25 protein-coding genes are annotated in these 21,558 nt (G+C 31.5%); 9 read left to right on the top strand and 16 right to left on the bottom strand.

All coding sequences use genetic code 11. The features are described 5' to 3' along the window. Nucleotide 1: 1 nt before the first annotated feature. The 3 genes from hmgA to Q9968_RS05230 are packed head-to-tail and all read right to left on the bottom strand — an operon-like array spanning nt 2 to nt 2,803. The gene (hmgA, locus tag Q9968_RS05240) at nt 2-1,204 is read right to left on the bottom strand and encodes a hydroxymethylglutaryl-CoA reductase (NADPH) (protein WP_305514153.1); all 1,203 of its coding nucleotides are present in this window, start codon (nt 1,202-1,204) and stop codon (nt 2-4) included. Beyond that, nucleotides 1,204-2,067, bottom strand: a complete 864-nt coding sequence (gene sucD / locus Q9968_RS05235; RefSeq protein ID WP_305514151.1) for a succinate--CoA ligase subunit alpha — start codon at nt 2,065-2,067, stop codon at nt 1,204-1,206. The genes hmgA and sucD overlap by 1 nt, the downstream gene beginning before the upstream one ends. A 10-nt stretch (nt 2,068-2,077) precedes the next feature. Continuing rightward, complete coding sequence (locus Q9968_RS05230; protein WP_305514149.1) at nt 2,078-2,803, bottom strand: hypothetical protein; 726 nt, start codon at nt 2,801-2,803, stop codon at nt 2,078-2,080. A gap of 130 nt (nt 2,804-2,933) precedes the next feature. On the opposite strand from Q9968_RS05230, the gene aroD reads away from it, so the two are divergent. Further along, nucleotides 2,934-3,611, top strand: a complete 678-nt coding sequence (aroD, locus tag Q9968_RS05225) for a type I 3-dehydroquinate dehydratase (protein WP_305514147.1) — start codon at nt 2,934-2,936, stop codon at nt 3,609-3,611. A gap of 5 nt (nt 3,612-3,616) precedes the next feature. After that, nucleotides 3,617-4,219: a S24 family peptidase gene (locus Q9968_RS05220; protein WP_305514145.1), complete on the top strand. Its 603-nt coding sequence runs from the start codon at nt 3,617-3,619 to the stop codon at nt 4,217-4,219. Nucleotides 4,220-4,860: 641 nt separating this feature from the next. Here Q9968_RS05220 and Q9968_RS05215 read toward each other — a convergent pair. Together Q9968_RS05215 and Q9968_RS05210 are read right to left on the bottom strand one after the other, a co-directional pair. After that, nucleotides 4,861-6,579, bottom strand: coding sequence for a DUF11 domain-containing protein (locus Q9968_RS05215; RefSeq protein WP_305514143.1), 1,719 nt, complete (start codon nt 6,577-6,579; stop codon nt 4,861-4,863). Next, a complete protein-coding gene (locus Q9968_RS05210; protein ID WP_305514141.1) occupies nt 6,548-7,402 on the bottom strand; it encodes a hypothetical protein in 855 nt (284 codons plus the stop codon). Before Q9968_RS05210 ends, Q9968_RS05215 begins: the two co-directional genes overlap by 32 nt. 127 nt (nt 7,403-7,529) lie before the next feature. Between Q9968_RS05210 and Q9968_RS05205 the strand changes: the two genes are divergently transcribed. The 6 genes from Q9968_RS05205 to Q9968_RS05180 are packed head-to-tail and all read left to right on the top strand — an operon-like array spanning nt 7,530 to nt 11,482. After that, entirely contained in the window at nt 7,530-7,715 is a 186-nt protein-coding gene (locus tag Q9968_RS05205) for a hypothetical protein (protein WP_305514139.1), read from the top strand. A gap of 4 nt (nt 7,716-7,719) precedes the next feature. After that, the gene (locus Q9968_RS05200; RefSeq protein ID WP_305514137.1) at nt 7,720-8,946 is read left to right on the top strand and encodes an HD domain-containing protein; all 1,227 of its coding nucleotides are present in this window, start codon (nt 7,720-7,722) and stop codon (nt 8,944-8,946) included. Between the two features lie 9 nt (nt 8,947-8,955). Continuing rightward, nucleotides 8,956-9,504 (top strand): UbiX family flavin prenyltransferase, encoded by a 549-nt coding sequence (locus Q9968_RS05195; RefSeq protein WP_305514136.1) that lies wholly within the window; start codon nt 8,956-8,958, stop codon nt 9,502-9,504. Continuing rightward, nucleotides 9,505-10,068 (top strand): precorrin-6Y C5,15-methyltransferase (decarboxylating) subunit CbiT, encoded by a 564-nt coding sequence (cbiT, locus tag Q9968_RS05190; RefSeq protein ID WP_305514135.1) that lies wholly within the window; start codon nt 9,505-9,507, stop codon nt 10,066-10,068. Between the two features lie 20 nt (nt 10,069-10,088). After that, complete coding sequence (locus Q9968_RS05185) at nt 10,089-10,847, top strand: hypothetical protein (protein ID WP_305514134.1); 759 nt, start codon at nt 10,089-10,091, stop codon at nt 10,845-10,847. A 20-nt stretch (nt 10,848-10,867) separates the two neighbouring features. Beyond that, entirely contained in the window at nt 10,868-11,482 is a 615-nt protein-coding gene (locus tag Q9968_RS05180; RefSeq protein WP_305514132.1) for a molybdenum cofactor guanylyltransferase, read from the top strand. On the opposite strand, the gene rrp42 is transcribed toward Q9968_RS05180, so the two are convergent. The 9 genes from rrp42 to Q9968_RS05135 all read right to left on the bottom strand — a co-directional run bounded on the left by rrp42 (nt 11,479) and on the right by Q9968_RS05135 (nt 19,137). Further along, nucleotides 11,479-12,264, bottom strand: coding sequence for an exosome complex protein Rrp42 (rrp42, locus tag Q9968_RS05175; RefSeq protein ID WP_305514130.1), 786 nt, complete (start codon nt 12,262-12,264; stop codon nt 11,479-11,481). The two genes, Q9968_RS05180 and rrp42, sit on opposite strands and share 4 nt — an antisense overlap. Before the next feature lie 9 nt (nt 12,265-12,273). Then, a complete protein-coding gene (gene rrp41, locus Q9968_RS05170) occupies nt 12,274-12,963 on the bottom strand; it encodes an exosome complex exonuclease Rrp41 (protein WP_305514128.1) in 690 nt (229 codons plus the stop codon). 25 nt (nt 12,964-12,988) lie between these two features. Beyond that, nucleotides 12,989-13,888: an exosome complex RNA-binding protein Rrp4 gene (gene rrp4 / locus Q9968_RS05165; RefSeq protein ID WP_305514126.1), complete on the bottom strand. Its 900-nt coding sequence runs from the start codon at nt 13,886-13,888 to the stop codon at nt 12,989-12,991. Between the two features lie 33 nt (nt 13,889-13,921). Continuing rightward, entirely contained in the window at nt 13,922-14,620 is a 699-nt protein-coding gene (locus tag Q9968_RS05160; protein ID WP_305514124.1) for a ribosome assembly factor SBDS, read from the bottom strand. Nucleotides 14,621-14,655: 35 nt separating this feature from the next. Next, nucleotides 14,656-15,426 carry an archaeal proteasome endopeptidase complex subunit alpha gene (gene psmA, locus Q9968_RS05155; RefSeq protein ID WP_305514122.1) on the bottom strand — a complete coding sequence of 257 codons (771 nt, stop codon included), beginning with the start codon at nt 15,424-15,426 and terminating at the stop codon, nt 14,656-14,658. Nucleotides 15,427-15,632: 206 nt separating this feature from the next. Next, the gene (locus Q9968_RS05150; RefSeq protein WP_305514119.1) at nt 15,633-15,989 is read right to left on the bottom strand and encodes an Rpp14/Pop5 family protein; all 357 of its coding nucleotides are present in this window, start codon (nt 15,987-15,989) and stop codon (nt 15,633-15,635) included. After that, entirely contained in the window at nt 15,979-16,689 is a 711-nt protein-coding gene (locus tag Q9968_RS05145; protein ID WP_305514118.1) for a ribonuclease P protein component 3, read from the bottom strand. Before Q9968_RS05145 ends, Q9968_RS05150 begins: the two co-directional genes overlap by 11 nt. 70 nt (nt 16,690-16,759) lie before the next feature. Next, nucleotides 16,760-17,389, bottom strand: a complete 630-nt coding sequence (locus Q9968_RS05140) for a zinc ribbon domain-containing protein (protein WP_305514116.1) — start codon at nt 17,387-17,389, stop codon at nt 16,760-16,762. Nucleotides 17,390-17,601: 212 nt separating this feature from the next. After that, nucleotides 17,602-19,137, bottom strand: a complete 1,536-nt coding sequence (locus Q9968_RS05135) for an IS1182 family transposase (protein WP_305514114.1) — start codon at nt 19,135-19,137, stop codon at nt 17,602-17,604. A gap of 254 nt (nt 19,138-19,391) precedes the next feature. On the opposite strand from Q9968_RS05135, the gene Q9968_RS05130 reads away from it, so the two are divergent. Then, nucleotides 19,392-19,682 (top strand): transcriptional regulator, encoded by a 291-nt coding sequence (locus Q9968_RS05130; RefSeq protein ID WP_305514112.1) that lies wholly within the window; start codon nt 19,392-19,394, stop codon nt 19,680-19,682. A gap of 1 nt (nt 19,683) precedes the next feature. Here the strand turns inward: Q9968_RS05130 and Q9968_RS05125 are convergent, their stop codons facing one another. Both Q9968_RS05125 and Q9968_RS05120 read right to left on the bottom strand, forming a co-directional pair. After that, entirely contained in the window at nt 19,684-20,664 is a 981-nt protein-coding gene (locus Q9968_RS05125) for a zinc ribbon domain-containing protein (RefSeq protein ID WP_305514110.1), read from the bottom strand. A gap of 8 nt (nt 20,665-20,672) precedes the next feature. Further along, a complete protein-coding gene (locus tag Q9968_RS05120; protein ID WP_305514108.1) occupies nt 20,673-21,557 on the bottom strand; it encodes a zinc ribbon domain-containing protein in 885 nt (294 codons plus the stop codon). Nucleotide 21,558: the final 1 nt, after the last annotated feature.

Genomic DNA, 21,558 nt, shown 5'->3' with positions numbered 1-21,558 from the left:
ATTATCCCCTTCCAAGTTCTTGATGAGCTCTTGCAAGGTGTCCTGCTGCCAGGGCTCCAACAAGTGATAATTCTCCTGCTAAAACTGTTGATGCAACAATTTCTGCAAATTCACGAGCTTTGCCAGATCCCGCTACACCAAGAATTTCTAATCCTTCATGAGCAACTTCCAATCCTGTCCCCCCACCAACTGTAGCTACAGGCAAATCAGGCAGGTTTACTGAGAAATATAAATCACCATTACGGCTTTCGGCTGTTGTAATACCAAGAGAACCTTCAACAACATGCGCTGCATCCTGACCTGTTGCTAAAAATATAGCTGCAACCATATTTGCATAATGAGCATTGAATGCCATTGATCCGCCGGCGGCTGAACCGATTAAATTTTTAGCAGTATTTACTTCCGCTATTGCTTCAGCTGTGGTTTTAAGCTTTTTAGCTACAATATCTTTCGGTATTAAAATATCTGCTATAACGCTTTTTCCTCTTCCTTCAACAATGTTTATAGCAGCCGGTTTTTTATCAACACATACATTTCCACTTAATGCAATGTGAGTTGCAGTAGTTTCATCTGCTAATTTGGCTAATATTTTTTCAGAAGCTATTGTTACCATATTCATCCCCATACTGTCCCCAGTTGAGAAAACAAATCTTGGATAGACATAGCTTCCAACAATCAAGATAGGATCGATTTTAATTAATTTGCCATGGGAAGTTGTACTTTCTGCAATTTCCTTTAATTCATCGAAATTATCAACAAACCACTGTTTAATTTTTAAAGCATCCCCTACACCCTCACATTTAATAGCCGGTGCACGGGTCATTATATCAGACACCACCCTCACATTAACTCCACCTGATAAGGTAATTGTTGATGCTCCCCTATTAATTGAAGCCACCAATGCACCTTCAGAGGTTGCAAGAGGAACAAATACTTCTCTTTGACAGTATTGGCCATTTATTTTTAATGGTCCTGCAATACCCATAGGAAGTTGCAATACTCCAATTGAATTTTCAATGTTGCGAGCAGATGCTCTTTCCATATCCAGGGTATAATTTGAGATATTGGACAGATCCAGACCATATTTTTGCTCTAAAAATTCCCTTCTAATATCGGTTGCCTCACGAGCGCTTACTTCCTTATCAACTTGATAAAGTTTCATTTCACCATTTAATAATTTATCAATAATTTCTTGGAAAGACATTACATAACCTTTTTAAGCAGTTCTACAATTTCAGATGGTTTTATAGCTACTTCCACATTAGCATCATTCAAAGCTTTGGTTTTACTTGCAACAGTACCGGAATTTCCTTGGATAATTGCTCCAGCATGCCCCATTCTTTTTCCCGGAGGGGCTGTTCTTCCTGCAATATATGATACAACTGGTTTTGTCATTTCATCAGCGATATATTTAGCAGCCCTTTCTTCAGCAGTTCCTCCAATTTCACCAATTAAAACAACTGCTTCAGTTTGATCATCATTTTCAAATCTTTTTAGAATATCAACATAATTATCCCCAGTAACAGGGTCTCCGCCAATACCTACAGCAGTACTTTGACCAATTCCAGCATTGGTTAATTCGTTTGCAATTTCATATGTTAATGTACCGCTTCTTGAAATCAAACCCACATTACCTTCTTTAAATATATGCGTTGGCATAATGCCTAATTTACCGACACCCGGCGAGATAATTCCCGGAGTATTCGGACCGATGATTGTAGTATTCATTTGTTTTGCATAAGCCATGATCTTCATACTATCATGAACCGGAATATGTTCTGAAATAATTACTACTAAATCCAAGTGCCTAATTGCTTCAAAGGCAGCATCTTTTGCAAATTTTGCAGGAACGAAAATAATGGAAGCATTGACCTCTACCTCTTCAACCGCTTCCTGCATTGAATTGAAAATTGGAACCTGGTCTAAGAATTTTTGACCGCCTTTTCCAGGCGTAAGCCCCGCAACTATATTAGTATTGTAATTTAACATTTGTTCTGTATGAAATGAACCTTGTTTACCGGTTATTCCCTGAACTAAACATTTTGTATCTTTATTTAATAAAATCATAATATAACTCCTATCTTAATATTCTTGTCTTATTTTCAAACGGAACAGCCAAATCTATTACATTCCCATTCATAAAGGCAGTAACTGAAAATATTACACTACCCGGTAATACATTACAATTTGTTCCTCTTTTAACTAAATAAACATTCTTATTTCCAAGTGCAGCTCCAATCATAGCACCTGCAACAACCCCAACAGATTCAATGTTATCAACAGCAGCTACAACAACCGGATCATCGGTTTCTGGTGAAACATATCCAACACCAGGTATTTTTCTTGTTTTCGGTTCAATGAATTCCGATACATCATTGCAATTTTTCATTCCACGTGCCGCCTCTATTGCTGAGTTTGCAACATCAGCTACAAATGGTTCTCCACCATATGTATCAAAACCTAAAACAATAACATCAGGATATCTATCTTCTCTTATATTTGCTTGAGCATAAGATACTCCTTCTCCTGCATCTTCAGAATTATCAGAAATTCCATATAAATCTCCGAGATTCTCTGCACTCATCTTTAAAACATTAACTAAACCTTCATTAACAGATTCAAGTAAGTAATCTTCTACAATTGCACTAACAACAACATCATCACCTGTGACATTAGTTAATGCAGCATATTTTGCACCTAATTCTTTAACAGTATACAGGTTTTGTTCAATAGTTTCTACTAGCTTAGAACTGCAAGATACATCATTGTTAGAAATATCTGCACCTATAGCTGTAACTTTCAAATTAACACCTTATATAATTGATTAATAAAATAAATAAAATTTTAAATTCGACTGATATATATTATGTTGTTTAATTTATATAAAGATTAAGAAAAACATTAATTAACAATTAAGATTAAATATTCAACTAATGTATTCACAAACAAAAATTGCAATACCCATTTTCCAAAAGAAATGTGAAAATGTCATTGAAGCTGCTCATGATTGTATTAGTAAAGGGGCGGATATTTTAGAGTTTAGAATAGATGGATTGAAAAATCCGGATATCGGCGAGATTAAAAATACAATTAAAGAAATTGATTTTCCAATAATAGCTACTAATAGAATTGGCAGTGAAGGGGGTTCTTTTAAAGGCTCTGAAGAAGAAAGATTTAATATCCTTTATGAATGCTGCGATTTAGTTGATTATGTTGATATTGAGCTTCAAAGTGATGATGAATATATACATGAAATCCATGAAACCGGTGTTGAAACCATTGTTTCTTACCATGACTTTGAAAAAACTCCTGATTTAAATGAAATAATGTATATTGTTGAAAAAGAACATGAATTGGGAGACATTGCTAAAGTTGCTTTTATGCCGCAAGATTTAGAAGATACCTTAACAATACTGGCTGTTTTATCCCATTGCGAAAATACTATTGCTATTTCAATGGGGGATTTAGGAAGCTATACCCGCGTTATGGCTTCTAAATTTGACTCGCCAATTACTTTTGCTGCAGGCACTGATGCGACTGCACCTGGTCAAATTGACATCGAAACAATGAAAGCCCTCTTAAATATGGATTTGAATATTATGAACGAGTGAGTTAAATGTCTAAAAAAATTATTTTAACGATAATTTTACTTATTTTAACTGTTTTTGCCGGAATCATATTCTTAGGTCATGATTCTGTTGACATTTACATAGATGGTGAAAATATTACCGTTGAAACCAAATCATTATCCACTGTTAATAAAACACATCTTAACAAGGACATTACTAATTACACATTAGAAGTAATGAATGACACTGCAATAGATATAGATGCTTATAAAACCGGAGTTAAAGATATTTGTATGTATTACGGTTTAGACAATGTTGAAGTCAATCTTGATTCAAGCATTGGACCTAACCAAATTCCCGTTATTGTAACCGTTGACGGAACATCAATGCTTCCAACCTTAAAAGATGGACAAGATGTTCTTTTAAATAAAACCCATAATGTTAATGTTGGAGATATTGTTGTAGCAGACTCCGACCAATATGGAGGAATCATAAAAAGAGTTGATCAAGTAAATGGAGACGACATTCACTTGGTTAGTGATAATAAAGAAGTTTCTTATGAAATTATTAATAATAAAATATATGAAATTAAAGGCGTTTCCACATGGGTAGATATTTCTGATATAAATGGTGTTGTTATCGACTACTAAGACAACTATTTTTAAAAATTGAAATTATAGATATTGTGTCTATTTTTTTATCATTCATTAGGTATTGGAAGTTAATTTATAGTTTTTCTTGAAAAATTTATACCATATGACTTAAATTATACGGCTCAAGATGGAAAATAGAAACCAATTAAGATAAATTAAAAATCGAAAAATTCACAGGAAAAAAAGGAAAATAATCCTAGAACAAGACTTTTAAATCCACATATGACCTATTCAACATGTTAATAGTCCTAAAAAATGACGAAAAACAACTAATAAAAAGAGAACACACATACAAATACAAAACCAATATCAACACACTAATTGGGAAAACATCAAAGAATAAATGTCACGACTACTAACAGACGATAAAAAAAAAAGAATTTTTGTGTAATATCTTTACACAAAAATATACAAAATTATAAATTTTCAAATGTTATTTTTTATTTTTTCTACTTAACGGAATTAAAATAAAAATTAATAACGCAAGTAAAAATATTGGGTTACCTGTATTCTTAATTAATAATGAAGAATGTGTTTCAACAGTTTTTCAGGTTCTATAGGAGACTTTTCTGAAATTATAGTAATATTGGCTTCATTGCTTTCTGTATTATTGTCATACTCATTACCATTAACTCTAACTATATAGTTATATTACCAATTGTATGCACTTTTACAACAATGATAAGAGTAGTAGTTTTGCCTTTAGCTAATTTACCTACATTCCACAAACCAGTTTTAGGATTATAAGCTCCCCCACTATTATCACGAATATAAACTAAACCATTAGGTAAGATTTCAGTTACTACAATACCAGTAGCATCATCAGGACCATTATTAGTAACACTTATTTTGTATTTTATATAGTCTCCAATTTTAACCTTAGTAACATTTGCAGTTTTAGTAATGATTAAATCAGCACATTTCTTTACAATTATTTTTGTACTTACAATGTTATTTGCTGTGTTATTATCATACTCACTACCCTTAACTTTAACAAAATTAGTTAAACTACCTGTTTTACCAACACGCACAACCACTTTAAGAGAAACAGAAGCACCATTCGCTAAATTACCAACAGTCCACAAACCAGAATTATGATTATAAGCACCACCACCATTATCACTAACATAAACCAAACCAACAGGCAAAGCCTCCTTAACAACAACACCAGTAGCATCATCAGGACCATTATTAGTAACAACAACAGTATACTCTACAAAATCACCATAATTAACATTAGAAACATTAGCACACTTAACAATACTTAAATCAGCACTTTGAGCAACAAGAACTGTATTGCTTGCATTAAATTCATGAGATTTTACTTTAACAGAAACATTATTAACTATATTACCAGTTCCACTAATACGTGCAACAATAGTTAAAGTTGCACTTTCTAATCTATCAAGATGACCAATATTCCATGAATTATTAGAATAATTATATAATCCTTTTGAAACATTGATAGATAATATTTTTAAAGAATTTGGTAATTCTTCAGTTAGTAAAACATCTTCATTTATTGAATCACCAATATTATTTACAATAATAGTATAAGTGATATAGTCCCCATAATTAGGTTCTGTATTATTTATACTTTTTGTAACATTTAATGTTAAATTTAAAACTCTAAAAGTTGTATTTACAGAACCAGAAGCTGTGTTGCTTGCAATTATAGTATAATTACCAGCAGCTAAATTAGGAATAGTCCTATTAAAAAGGAATAAAGTAAAATTAGTTATAGTAAGCATTTCATTATAAACAACGTTTCCTTCAGTATCTAAAATACGTACATTTAGAATATTATAATCTGGTCTATTTTTATAAAAATGATTTGAATTAATAAGTTGTGTACCGCCTATGGTTGAGTTATAATATACAGCACTACCACCAATATTATTTGCAGTCGTATATACTCCTGGAATAACATTATCTCCTTCATGCCATGAAACAGTAAAGTTTTCAACATCACCCCAATAAATATTATAACCCTCAGTAATATTGATTTCATGATACCATGGCACATTATTTATAAAAGTACCTTTAAGGATGAAATTATCTCCTATATAATAAATTGCCGAACCACCATTAGTAGCATTATTATTAATATATTTTTGATCATTATTCCCACCATCAAAATAGAATATATTTGAATGTGAAAATATAGCTCCACCCCTATTTCCAGCAGTGTTATTTATAAATCCTTCACCACCACATCCATGCACCTGAATATATTCAACAGAATCACTAATATAAATAGCACCACCATCTAATGTAGCAGTATTATTTTTAAAATCATATTTATGTATCCAAATACCTTTAGTATTATTTATATATAATCCTCCACCATGTTGCATGATTATTAAAATAATAATTACCCCTAAAGTGCATAGTGTTATGATTAGGTTTTTGATCAGGGAGAGAAATATATAATCCACCACCATACATGGCAGTATTATTGTTAACTGTATTAAACCATATTCTAAAGTCGGAGGCTGTTTTTATATCGCCATACATAATAAAATACAGGGCTCCACCTGCATGATTCGCTTTATTATTATAAAAATTTATATATTCTATAGGCTTACCCTTAAAAACATTACTAATTACTGTATAAAACAATGCTCCTCCATCACGACCAGCACTATTATTAATAAAATTATTATTAGTTTTTACTGTTACTGTAGTGGAAGATCCACCATATATAACACCACCATCAATACTGGCACTATTATTAATGAAATTACAATCTTTAGAATACAATGTAGAACCACCACTTATATAAGCAGCTCCACCATTAACACTTTTTCCATTAATCAAGTTTAGATTTTTTAATCTTAAAGTAACACCACTATTAACATTGAAAATTCTCGAAAGAAGTTTTGCATTTAAAGTAGATTTGTGATTATCACCCTCATAATTACCACCATCGATAGTGATTGACTTATGAATATTAATTGGAGTCGAATGGCTATTTACAAATGTATGGTTATGTAAATAAATTGTATCTCCACTGCCAGCATTATCAACTTCATATTGAATATTCGAAAAGTTACCATCGTTATTAATATGATGTGATGCGGCATCAACTCCAGAAATAGATATTGCTAAAATAACAAATAATATAATAAATACAAAAACATTTTCTGAAATTTTATTCTTAATGAAAATTTTCAGCACCTATGCTTTCAAATAAACAAAAATTTTTCATTGTTAATGAAAGAATTTCTATCTAACCCTTATTGCATTTTGTATTAGTTCTGCATTTGCAACATTAACAATACACGAAGATAATGACTCATATAAATTGATACCCATAAATAATGAATCATTTAACCCGGAAGAAATTGACTATGTGCCAACAATCAAACCAAAAAATACAACCAATACTACAAATAACACTACTTTAACAAACAACACTACAGATATAAACAATACAATAGATAAAATTTGGAACGACAGTGAAGAATGGATAGGATCTTGGAGCGACTGATAAAATGAAGGATAAAAAGAAATTTATCAGAGATAGTGTCTATGGAGATATTAGCCTAAACCGTTTTGAAGTAAAAATAATGGATATGCCTCAATTCCAACGTTTAAGAAGAATAAAACAGCTTGGATTAATAAGTTTAATTTATCCTGGAGCAACACATACAAGATTTGAACATTGCGTTGGAACAATGAATCTTGGATCTAAACTTGCAGAAGAACTAGATTTAAGTAGAGATGAAATAGAGTTGATTAGGGCTTCATCACTTCTACACGATATAGGTCATGGTCCATTTTCCCATGTATCCGAAGGAGTATTATCTGTTCCCCATGAAGAATTATCAAAATACGTAATTATAAAAACATCAATGAGAGACTTGCTTGAAGAAAAATTCGACGTTGACGAAATTGTAGACATTATTAACGGAAAGGGAACCTTGGGTCCGATCGTTTCAGGGGAACTTGATGTGGATAGAATGGATTACCTTCTAAGAGATTCCCACAATACAGGAGTTTCTTATGGAATAATCGATTACGAAAGAATAATCTCCAATTTGAAATTACAGGACGGATTGATTCTTGACATTAAAGGCGTTCAAGCAGCAGAAGGAGCGTTGGTTTCAAGATATTTCATGTATCCAAGCGTATATCAACATCACACAACCAGAATTGTAAATTCAATGTTTAGAAGAGCATTGAAAAGAACAATTGATGAAGACATCATCGATGAGAAAAAGATGTATAAATATGATGATTCAGACATTATCGCAACATTTAGACACTGCGACAATGAATATACAAATGATATAATGAACAGATTAGATAACAGAATCATTCCAAAAAGAGTTAAAACAATACGTTTAGACAATTTTAAAATCCCCGAAAAAATGTACAAAATCAAAGCAGAATCCCTTAGAAAAGCAGAGGAGGAAATAGCTGAAGATTTTGAACTTGATAAAGATTATATCTTTATAAACATTGCCGAATACCCCCGTTTTGATGAGATGAAAACTCAAGTTAATGTTGATGGCAAATTATTCCCATTGACTGAAATATCCAACATAATCGGAGCGTTAAGTAAAGCAAGATTTAACATACCAGACATTAGTGTCTACGTTCCACAAGAAGAAAAGTCCAAATTAGAGAAACTAAAATTAGACCATTATTTAGATTTGCCTGAAATTGACCGTGAGAAATTCCACGGAATACATTATGACCAAATTAAGCTATTCTAGGAGAAAAATATGATAGTCATTGCAATTACTGGAGCTAGTGGAGTTATATATGGAATAAAACTCCTTGAAGCTTTAAAAAAATTAAATATCGAAAACAGTTTAGTCATAAGTGATGCAGCTAAAATTGTTATCGAATCGGAAACCGATTACAAAGTAGAAGACATTATAAAGTTAACTGACAAATACTATGAGTTCAATGATTTAACCGCCTCCATAAATAGTGGATCATTTAAAGTGGACGGCCTAGCAATTGTTCCCTGCTCAATGAAAACATTATCCTCAATTGCTAATGGATATGGTGCAAATACAATAACAAGAGTTGCTGACGTGAGTTTGAAAGAAAGAAGACCAACTGTTATTGTTCCTCGTGAAACACCACTTAGAAGCATACATTTACAAAACATGTTAACATTATCACAAGAAGGAGCCATTATTTTACCTGCAATGCCCGGTTTTTACTCGGCACATGACAGCGCCGATGAACTGATTAATTTTATTGTTGGAAAAATCTTAGATTCCTTAAAAATTGAAAATAACTTATTTAAAAGGTGGGAATAAATGTTAGAAGATAAGGATTTTATTAAATCCTGTGATGTTCCAGGTCCCACAAAAGAAGCAGTAAGGGCAATAATTGTGTATAAATCAGAAGTAACCCCTACAGACAGAGTTGTTGATTGCGGATGTGGAACTGGTGGAATAACCTGTGAATTTGCCCAAAGAGCAGGTGATGTGATTTCAATTGACACCAATCCAGAAGCGATTGAAGTAACCTCTAAAAATCTTAAAAAGTTTGGACTTGGAAATAATGTCACATTAATTAATGATGATGGCGCAAATGTCCTAAAATATATTGACAATATTGATATTGCCGTTGTTGGAGGCAGCGGCAGGCAGTTAGAAAATATCCTGGACATTGTTCATGAAAAATTAAACCCTGAAGGGAGAATCATAATCACAGCTATTTTAGTAGACACTAAAGTTGAAGCCATAAATAAACTTAAAGATTTAGGATATAATCCGAAAATTACGGAAGTTAATGTTTCCAATGGACGAGTCCTTGATCGTGGAATTTTAATGATTAGTGAAAACCCAATAGCTATAATAACAGCTAAAAAGAGATAAAAAAAATTGGAGACTGCAATATGGAAAAGCATTTGAGTTGGAAAGCGAAATTTTCAATATTAATGGTTGTTTTAATCATCGTGATATATGGATCTAATTATTTAGTGCTTGGGGATGCTGAACATATTATTTCATATGTTTGGACACATTTAGGTTTCATCCCCGTTGATATCTTGCTTGTAGCATTTTTACTTGATGAAATTATTGAAAGAAAAGAAAAAGAAGCTATGCTTGAAAAATTAGACATGTTAATGAGTACATTCTTTTCTGAAGTTGGAAATAACTTGATTAAGCAATTAAGTACTGTTAATGAACATAAAGCAAATACTGAAAATTTAAAATCAATTAAAACATGGGATGAAGAAGATTTTGACAATAAATTAAATGAACTTAAAGAGTCTTCTGTTCGGTTTAAAGCAGAAATCTCCCCTGAAGAAAGGGAAGAGTTTTTGGATAGTTTGAGAACACTTCTTGCAAGTAAAAGAGAATTAATTATTAACTTAATCAACAATCCCAATTTACTTGAAAAAGAAGAGTTTACTAGTTTAATTACTGCGATTCTTCACTTAGATGAAGAATTAGAACACAGGAAAGATTTAGCTCTTGTTAATGATACTGATTTCAACCATTTAAATGGAGATATGGAAAGAGTATACAACATACTGATTCATGAGTGGGTTTATTATTTGAAATACCTATACAAACATTACCCCTACATGATTGCATTGATGATACGTACCAATCCGTTTGATGAAACTGCAGATGTATATGTTAAATAATAAAAATTTTGGGATTTAATATGACTAATGAAAATATTAAATCTTGCATCATTTTATGTGGAGGCAAAAGCAGTAGAATGGGTCAAGATAAGGGCTCTATGATTATTCAAAATAATCCTATGATCAAACATGTCCTTTCTACTTTAAACCACCACATCAGTGAAGTTGTAATTGTTTTAAACGACGAATCCAGAATAAATAAATATAATGAATTTATTAACCCTGACGACTACGCCTATGCCATCACATTTGTTGAAGATAAAATCAAAAATAAAGGACCGATGCCGGGGATAATGACTGGACTTTCAAATATAAACAGCGATTATGCATTAATACTGCCTTGTGATAGTCCTTATGTTTCAACAAAATATATTGATACTATCTTTAATGAAATTGAAGATACATACCAAGCTATTGTACCCTACCATGACAGTGCCAACAGATTAAAAACATCAGAACCTCTTCATTCAATATACAGCAAAAATATTATTGGAGAAATTGATGAATTAATCAAAAATGATGTTTTGCACATTAAAGGATTAATTGAAAAAATAGATACAAAATTTCTATTAATCGATGATGAAAAAATAGAAAAAAAAGAATTTAGAAATCTTAACCGTCCCGAAGACCTTTAAAGATTTTCCATTAACTCTTTTGTTTTTGTTACTGCCAAATTAACGGCAAAAAGAATATCTTCCTTAGTTAATGGTTCATCTCCACCCTTCTGCATTGAACAGATGTGACCATCTTTTGTAACGCCAACATTTAAACGAGCAGATGCTACTTGTTGTTCGGATAATGTTGGATCGATAACCATTTTATCACCAATTTTAACGAAAGTGCATAAAGCCAATTCATTGTTAATAGGTAAATCAAATGTTTCATCTTCACTTAAAACAACTTCATCATCAACGACATTAGCAACAGGCAATTTAGTAGATTTTAAAGCAGCCATGACAGCTAATTCGCATGCATCAAAAAGGTTTCCGCAGTTATCAATAATATGCAAATCAATAAATAGCATCCAAACATGTTTTCCTTCTTCAACACATAATTTATCCAAATCAACCAATTCACTTTCACGAATACCTCTGTCAACTACACGTGCAAGTTCAATTGAATCGTCACTAGGTGGTCCTGGTTCGAAAGTAGGATCGGCCATTGGTAACATTTCACAATTGGTCATTAAAACTCCTAAATTCGGAGTGTCTGGAAATGGACTTCCAATTTGTGGTTTAATACCCACAATAACCTGAGTTCCACCTAATTTAACACGAGCTGAACCTTCAGCTTTAGAAATAACATTAGTTTCAACAGAAATGTCCCTATATTCATCAATTGCCCTGTTATCCTCTCTTTTATCATTATGGACAAGGTCAACAATACTTCTTCTTGTAATTTCCGGTACTATCTCCATATTTCCACCTTATTCTATAGAATATCTTTTCATTAAAGCTTCTTTTTGAACTTTGTTAACTTCAAGACATCCTTCCATAGCTAAACTAATAGCTTTTTCAAATTCTTCTCCAGTCAAGTCACCGTCACTTTGTAATAATGTGATTTCACCAGTTCTTGGCATCATAGCTATAGGAACATCAGCTTGACCTTCTTTATCTTCTTTTTCAGATAAGTCAAGGACAATTTCATCTTGAACTTTACCTGCAGCACATCCTACAACAATATCCCTCATTGGAATTCCTGCATCAACAAGTGCAACAGAAGCTGCTGTAATTCCAGCACAACGAGTTCCACCTTCAGCTTCTATTACTTCTATATAAACATCAATCATTGAACGAGGATAGTTTTCCAACATTAATGCTGGTCTTAAAGCATCGGCGGTGATTTTGGAAATCTCAGTGGATCTTCTATCAGGCCCAGGTCTTTTCCTATCATCTACTGAAAATGGAGCCATATTATATCTGCATCTAATTACACCAGTATTTGGCTTAAGTAATCTTCTAATGTATGATTCTCTAGGACCATATACAGCTACTAATATTTTATTTCCTCCAACTTCCAAATAAGCTGAACCGTCTGCACGTTCAAGCACTCCAGCTTCAATTTTAATAGGACGTAATTCATCAAATTTCCTACCATCATCTCTAATATCTGACATCGTATCAACCTCTAATCATAAAGAATCATTTATTATTTAATATAAAAGAATTGCTGGAGTTATCACTGTATGATAATGAACCATCTTTGCTTTTATTTTTTCTTTTAAATTCTTCTATAACTTCACCAATATCCGGTTTATCTTTTTTCTCTTTGTTAGCTTCTTCCTGTTCTAATTCCTCTTTAAAATTTTGAAGTTTGGGTTTTTCTAAAACAAATTCTTCTTCTACATCTTCTGCTTCTTCAGGTGGTAATTCACCATCAATTGTTAAATATAATTTGTTTTTAATTTTATTTGTTAAACCAGAAGTATGGGCTTCAGCTTCAATTAATTGAATAATTTCACGGGTAAGTTGTTCCATGTCATCGTTTCCTTTAACCCAAACAAGACCATTTTGACCAACGACGATTTTACAATTGGTTTTGTCTTTAATCATGTTGATCATGGAACCTTTTTTACCAATTAATCTGGGAACTTTAGTTGGAGCAATATCTACAATTATTCCTCCCTTGAATTTACCCATTCCCCTGCCTTTTAAACCGAGTTTCGCCTTTTTGATTTCATCAACATCGACAACTCTTAAAAATAGCACATCCCCAACGTCAAATGTCCTGTTGAGTTCTTTTTTTTCACGACCAAACACTTCAAAAGCAGGTAAAATTCCAGAATATGGAGAATTGATGTCTACATCCCACATTGAGAATCTGACATCTTTAATTTTACCAATAACAACATCTCCTTTTTTAGGAACATATTTACTTTTTAAAGGAATGACTCTAATCTTTTTATTCCTTAAAGAAACACGTCCCAATAAAGAAGAACAAACTTTACCGTTCTCTTTAAAGGTACCTCTTCCTGAATAGTATTCGTCATCGGCCAATATTTGACCTGGAATAACTAAATCTTTATTTTCCACGTGTATCATAATAATCCCATAAGCATGAAAATTAATTAATTATTAAATGGTTTTAGTTTCTGCTTCTCCACCTGAAATTTCAGCCATTTTTGAAGCGAATGAATTCTGAAGACCACCCGGCATTTCAATAATAGCTATCCAAGAACCATCTTGTTGCCATTCTTCATTAATAATTTCACCGAATCCATGAATAACATTATAAGCGCCACCTGCTGATGACCCTGGAAGTCTGACTGCAACTTTAACTTTTTCAAATCGGATTGGTATAAGTGGTTTGATAGCTTTTAAGGCTGATTGAACTTGTTGATCAACTGATATGAATGGATCAAATTTGACTTTTGCCTCATTACATGCATTTTCAATTCTTTGCACCGGGTGAGGCAATCCATTTTGAGGATTTATCGCTTCTGTAGCAATTTTATTAATAACCAGTTTTCTTTTATCCTCTTGCATTCTTCTTTTTTGATCAGCAGTTAATTGAACAGTCCCTTTTTCAAGAATAATCTTTGAAACTTCGATTGGATCAGTAGTTTCAAAGATTTTATTCATAGATTCATCAGAAGCTTTATCTCCTTTTTTAGAATCTTTGAATATTTCTTCAACAGCTAAAAGATCTTCAATGACAACATCAGGACCGTCAGGATTTCGAAAATCTGCTGCTAAATCAGGGTCAACTAATATTTCAAAATGTTCACCGCAATATTCGTATTTAGCAATAATAGCTTCATCAATATTTACCATCAAAGCATCTCCTAACTAATTAATTTATGAAATGATTATTCTTCTGAATCTTCTTGAGATTCATCGGTTTCTTCTTCCTCTTCTTTAGGAAGTACTTCATCAATGTATTTTTGCACTTCTTCTTGAGAAAGTTTTTCGTATTTTTCATCTTCAATTTTAATTACTGCAATTTCAACATTGTTTGAAGTAGTATCATGGTCAGTAGCTTCATTAATAGCAGTTAAAGCTAATCCAATAGCTTCTTCTAATAATAAATCATCTTTATATTTATCTTCAAAAATGTCCATTGCTGCAGACCTTCCAGAACCAATGGCAGTTGCTTTGTATTCAATCAAAGCTCCACTAGGATCAGTTTCGAATAATTTACATTTACCATCATATACTCCACCAATGATTAAAGCAGAACCGAATGGCCGTACCCCACCATTTTGTGTGTATAATTGTAACATGTCACATAGTTTTTTAGATAAGCTAGTTACATGAATTTGTTCGCTGTAAGTTATTTTGTTGATTTGTGCTTCAACTCTTGCTCTTTCAATTAATGCTCTTGCATCTGCAACAAGACCTGAAGTGGCTGCACCAATATGTTCGTCTATTTTAAATATCTTTTCAATAGATGATGCTTCAACTAATTTAGAAGTAGTTCTTTTGTCAACAGCTAAAACAATTCCTTCTGAACTTTTTACACCGATTGAGGTGGTTCCTCTTTTAACAGCTTCTCTTGCATATTCTACTTGAAAAAGTCTTCCATCTGGGCTAAAGACAGTAATAGCCCTATCATATCCAGCATTTTGTAAAGGTTGCATATTTATTCCTCATATTTTTATAAATATAATTTTTCAATTTCGACAACTTAAAAAATAAAACCGAATCTCCATGAAAAGGCAAATTGTTATTTTAATCACATATTTTCGTGAATTAAAATATTTTTTATTCTTTTTTCCATAAATCCAATAAATATTTATAATGATATTTATTTATATAGTTTTCTATTTAAAAATAACAAAAGTAATTAAATAAACTTTTGAGAAGCATGTATGGTGCCTGACAATCCAATAGATGTAATTGAAATGCTTTTGCCATTATATTTACTCACCAATGCTAATGATGACCTCACATCATCTGCAAACTCTCTTTGACATCTTATTATGGATTTATAATGATTATACTCCTCAGTTTTCTCCATCTCATAGAATCGCACAACCCATAAATTAAAATTAGATGTCCTGCATTCCCCTTGAAATCTAATACATGTATTCCAAATAAGATTAACCAAATCGCCTTTGTCAATCTCAGAGATGCTTTTAATATCTACTGTTAAATATCTATTGTTTTTTCTAAGTGTTGGGGGCAAAACCTTAAGTTTCATCACTAACCCTCCTAACACCTTTTAAAATTAGATTACGCCTATTTTTATTATATTCCAATATGCTCCTTGCATCATTAAAAGATTTGATGATTTCATCATCTGTTAATCCTGTTTGTTTGAAAACAGCAATGAAATCATGGACACTTTTAATATCAAAGATAGTTTCCGCCCTAGATGATAAAACTAAAGGAAAATCAAATTTCCTATATAATGTATAGATATCTTTCATATTAGAAATGATTTTAGCTCTTGGAGCCAGATAACTTCTTAAAATATCTTTAAAACATATCTCTATTGCAACATTATTCCTGGCGGCTTCTTTTGCAAGAATATGATTTAAACCTGAATCGTATCTTTTCAGGTAAGGTCTTGACAATGCATCAATTTTAATATTTTCCAAAACCCAACGATTAACCTTCAAATCCCCACCAATGACAGAAACGCACAAGGTTTTATCTCTAAATTTATTAACAAATTTTCTAATTTCATTAACGTTGGTTGATTTAATCTCTAAAGTATAATCAAAATCAATAATATCTCCCAAATTATCATTCAGCTCATTTCTTAACTTTAAAGCGTTTTGAAAGTCATTTTGATTATATGAAAAATTAATATGCTCCCATCCATATTTAGAGGCTTCAATAGCTAACTTAACATTATTCTCCAAGTCATTTCCTTGAATATTTAAATCAAAAAACATAGTAATCAATTTACACTTCATATATTAATAATCTTTAAAAAAAAAACAAAATAAGTGATAATCATATCACTTATTGATATCTAAAGAATTCAACTTGCCAATCTACAGTTTCATAGTAATCTATGGTAAATACTTCCTCAGAAGATGATTCGTATGTAAATGAGTCAGATTTTGTCTTAACTGCACTTTTTGAACCCCAATCCACTCCACCAGAATCCCCACTAGATCCGGTAACGTACAAATGATTTGTTGCATAGTTTTTAATTGGATATGCTGAGAGTTTTACCATGATCTTACCTTCAGGAACACTAATAGTTTCTGAACCCGAACCCGAACCCGAATAACTGCCTATAGACACCCAATCTTTAGACTCTGTTTTTGATGAAGAGATAGGTTTTGTTTTTTCAGAAGCATCCCTGCTATATTTTTCACCATTACTGCTATCCACAGATTGACTTTCATCTGAATCAGCACTTTGTAAATTATCATCATTTTGAACCGTGTGTGAAGGATTACCTAATACAAAATACCCAATAGTTCCAGCAAGAATTATAATAACCACGATTAAGGCAATTATAAGATATCTGGAATTATTTCTTTTAGGTTCGCTTTCACCAACGGCTACAACTAATGAACTTCCACATTTAGTGCAAAATTTCGCTTTGTATTTATTTTCAAATCCACATTTACTACATTTCATATTGCTCATTTAAAAAAAAATTAATTTTATATATTTATTTTTACCACATGTTATATATTTAATTTTTTATTTATCCGGCACTTTCAAAAACATAAGTGATTTAAATTTAAACAAATTTCCCTTAAATCAGAAAAGGATAAGCAAAATGAAGATGGGACGCAAAATTTAACTAATTTCTATTTCTAGAAAAATTTTATTTGTTTCTTATTTTTTTAGTTATTTTTCATGATTATTTCATTATAGATTCTTTTTAGGTTATGTCCGATTGCATATAGTTTGAATTCAGTATTTACTTGTTTTAATCCTGTTGTTGTGAATTCTGTTAAGTGCATGTTTTGTTTCATGTTTGCAAATGGCAATTCGGCTGTTTTTGATCTTAATTTGTAGATTTCTTGTGCTTCAGGAGTTTCCATTTTCCGTTGCATTCTTATTTTGGAGGGATTTCCGTAATCGCTAATCGTTTTATATCGTTGGCTTTTTGCGCAATACTCTTGTACTGGACATGATTTACATTCTTTTGTCCAATAAGCAATTCTTGGCTTGTTTTTGTATTCATATTCTTTCACACAGTACAATGGTTGTCCTAATGGACAAATATATGTCTTGATTTCGTTATCGTAATTAAAATTATCTTTGGAAAATGGTTTTTCGGTTAAATTGTATTTCTTTTCTTTTCTTGAGAGTTTTCGTGAAGATATGTAACCATCTAATCCTTCTTGTTCGAGATATTCAGTGTTGATGTCTGTGGAATATCCATTATCAGCGCTTACTTGGAAATTAGACGGTATTTCGTTGTATATTTCGCTTAAATTTGATTTTACTTGTTCTATTGCTGGAATAAGTTCGTGATGATCGCTTGGATTATTGGTAACGTGTGATGCGATTATTATTCCTTTGTGTTCGTCTACTGCAATTTGTGCATTGTAATCAAATTCCCATCGTCCTTTTTTATTCTTCATAAACCTTGCATCAGGGTCATTTATGCTAATAACGTCTTTTTCAGATTCATTGAGTTTTTCTTCAAGCGTTTCGACCTTTTTGAGAATTTTTTCTGGGTTTTCTTCTGCTTGTTTTAAGAGCTTTTTACTGGAAGCTCTTAATTTATCTTTGTTTCTATCATCTTTGGAAGATTTATTGACTTTTTCAAAGACTTCTTTGAATTTTTCTTCATCAGTTAATGTTTCTGGAACAGAATTCCCGGATTCTTCACCTAATTCTTCATCTTCTTCTTCGTCTAGTTTAATGCTTTTTTCAAGATGTTGTTTCATTATTTTTAATTGCTGTTCGTTTGTTAATTTGTTTATTGATGTTTTTGCTTTGATTTTAGTTCCATCAACGCTTACATGGTGGATTTTAACTAAATCTTCTTCGGTTGCAATTTTTATAGTCATTTTAAAAGCTTCATCAATCAGATCAGAATAATCACGCTTAAATCTCAAAATTGTACGATAACTAGGATGCTGCATGCCTGCTAAGTACATATAACCAACATCCGTTTGGGTTCTTCGTTCAATATCACGTGATGATAATCCTCCATCAAAAACACTCATCAAAACTAGCCTAAGCAATAATTCACGAGGATAAGCAAATTCTCCAGCCGTATCAGCAAACTCACGATTTGCTTTGGAACAATCAATATAATCAACCACATTTTTAATAAAATAACACGGATGGTCTTTTGGAATCAATTTCCTCAAGTCCATAGGCACCAACATGGTCTGATTAATAGTATCATCTCTTAAAACCATAAATAAAACAACCATAAAGATTTATATCTATAATAATAGATTGTACTTCATAGTATATAAAATTAAATGAAAAATAAGTAAAAAAAAATTAAAAATTAGTGAGTTCGTGTCCCACCCTCAAAATATTAAAAAAAATACATGTCGAAATTTAACCGAACAACTATTCCATTTTTATAAAATTATTAAAGAAGTGAGTAAAGTAACTATATAATGTTATAAAATATTTTATATCATGAGTAATATAATAGATAACCATGGTAAAAGAAAACGATGAACTTTTAAAATTAACTTCATATGTTCAAATTTCCAAATACCGAGAAAAAACCTTAAAATCACTTGGTGATGATGTTAAAATACCAACAAAAATCGCAAGTGACAGCGGGATTAGAACCAATCACATTTCAAAAGTTCTAAGCGAATTAAAAAGCAAAGAAATTGTTGAATGTATAAATGAAGAAGCTCGTAAAGGAAGATTATACAGATTAACCGATACAGGTAAGGACGTATTAAAAAATATTAAAGATAAAGAAGAAAAAGAAGAATAAATTAACTTGATTCTATCCCTTCTTTTATACTTTCTAATTCCTTTAATTCTTCAACATTTTTTGAAACTTCTTTTAAAACATCACACAGAACATGAATCAGAATACTATTTTTAACATCAAAAGGAAAACACTTATCAGTTTCCTTAAATATTGAATCATAAGTTGGTTGAGTTAGGTCTTTACGATATTGTAATTTAATTTCACTTCTTAACTCCTCATCAATGTAATTTTCTAAAAAAACAATTATTTCATTTGCAAATGAGTTTCCAAGAGTTATCATATTATCTAATGATTCTTCATCAAAATTTATATTTTCAACCAAAGCATTAAATGAACCGTAATTTTGATATCCGTATGGTATAAATCTTCCCTCAACGGTGTGAGCGCAATATTCATTCATTATTTTAAACTCTAAAAGTGTTAAAAAATACCAGACAAAACTTTGAAGTGTTGAAGAGGGTTTAACTTTAAAAATATGACATAATAAACTTTCAATTATGCTGAATAAGAAAAAATGTCCTAATTCATGAATAATTGTTGCAATTTGGACGGAATCAGCTAATCTGTCATCATAAAAAATACCATTACCTAAAAATATGAAACCACGTTCAAAACCCCTTGATTTAGGTTTGCATGGTGTAAAAATACTGGCTAGATTTAAAATCTTATTTTTGGTAGTTTCTCCCCAAATTTCTATGTAATCTGCTCTAATAAAAATATTAGAAATAATCTGGCCATATTCCTCAGAAGTTATTTGGGCATTAGCCAGTAGATTTTGGTTAAACTCGTTGAACAAAGTATCAAAGTCCTCAATAGAAATTGGATTGATTTGACTTTTACAATTAATACAAAAAGTAGCGTCATCCGTGTTAGTTTCACCGCAAACAGGACAAATATGTTCCAATATTAATTTATTGCCGCAGTGCGTGCAATAATTATTCTCTTTAAAATTTAAGGTCCCGCATACATCACAAGCTCTCAAATAAACCACTACCTAAACCTACTTTTTAGACTTTTAACCGTATTGTCAATTGACTTTTTATGTATAATCTTTCTTTTAATGTTTTTTCCACAATTAGGACAATACACAATATCCCATTCCAATATTTGTCCACAAGAACAAATAATTCTTGTTTTTAATTCTTTTTGAGGATTTAATGGCCTTTCACATTCTTCACAGAACTTTAAATGTTTGGGATTTATATGTCCGCAAACACAAACTATTTTTGTATCTTCCTTATTTAAATTAGCTCCACAGTCAGTGCAAAAATCGGCTGTAATCTCATTTAAATTAGAGCAAGTACATAATATTAGCATGTCACCATTATTGCCATAATTATTCAATGGCAAACCACAATTCCGGCAAAAAAGTGATCCATTATCATTTTCTTCACCGCAAAAACAGAAAATAGAATCTTTAAATTCTAAATTAAAATTACTGTAATTATCAAATACGGGAGTTTCTTCATCCTTTAGTTTTTTACCACACATTTCACAGAATACATTGTCTTTTGAATTAATTGATCCGCATTCACATAAGACAGTGCCAACTGAAAATTTAGGTTTGGAATTTCTTTTAAAAATCTTAGACAATTTACTTTGTGACCTTTTAGCTCCACACATATAACAATATTCATTATTGACATCATTCATATATCCGCAGGAACATATTTCATATTTAACCTCTTTTTTAGATTCAATATATGGTGAAAAGTCAATTGGAAAATTGAAAAATCCAATATTGTGTACTGGAGGTATTAAAACATGAACATCATTGTCAGCATCATATTTAGTTTTGTGTCCGCAACCAGTACAATATGGTTCATTTGCAAGTATTCTATGACCACAGTATTTACAGTAATTCTCTAAAGCCATT

The sequence above is a fragment of the Methanobrevibacter sp. V14 genome (assembly GCF_963082475.1).
In the GTDB taxonomy this organism is placed as follows: Archaea; Methanobacteriota; Methanobacteria; order Methanobacteriales; family Methanobacteriaceae; genus Methanocatella.
Note: the sequence above shows the minus strand (reverse complement) of the source record. Positions and strands in the feature narration are given on the sequence as shown.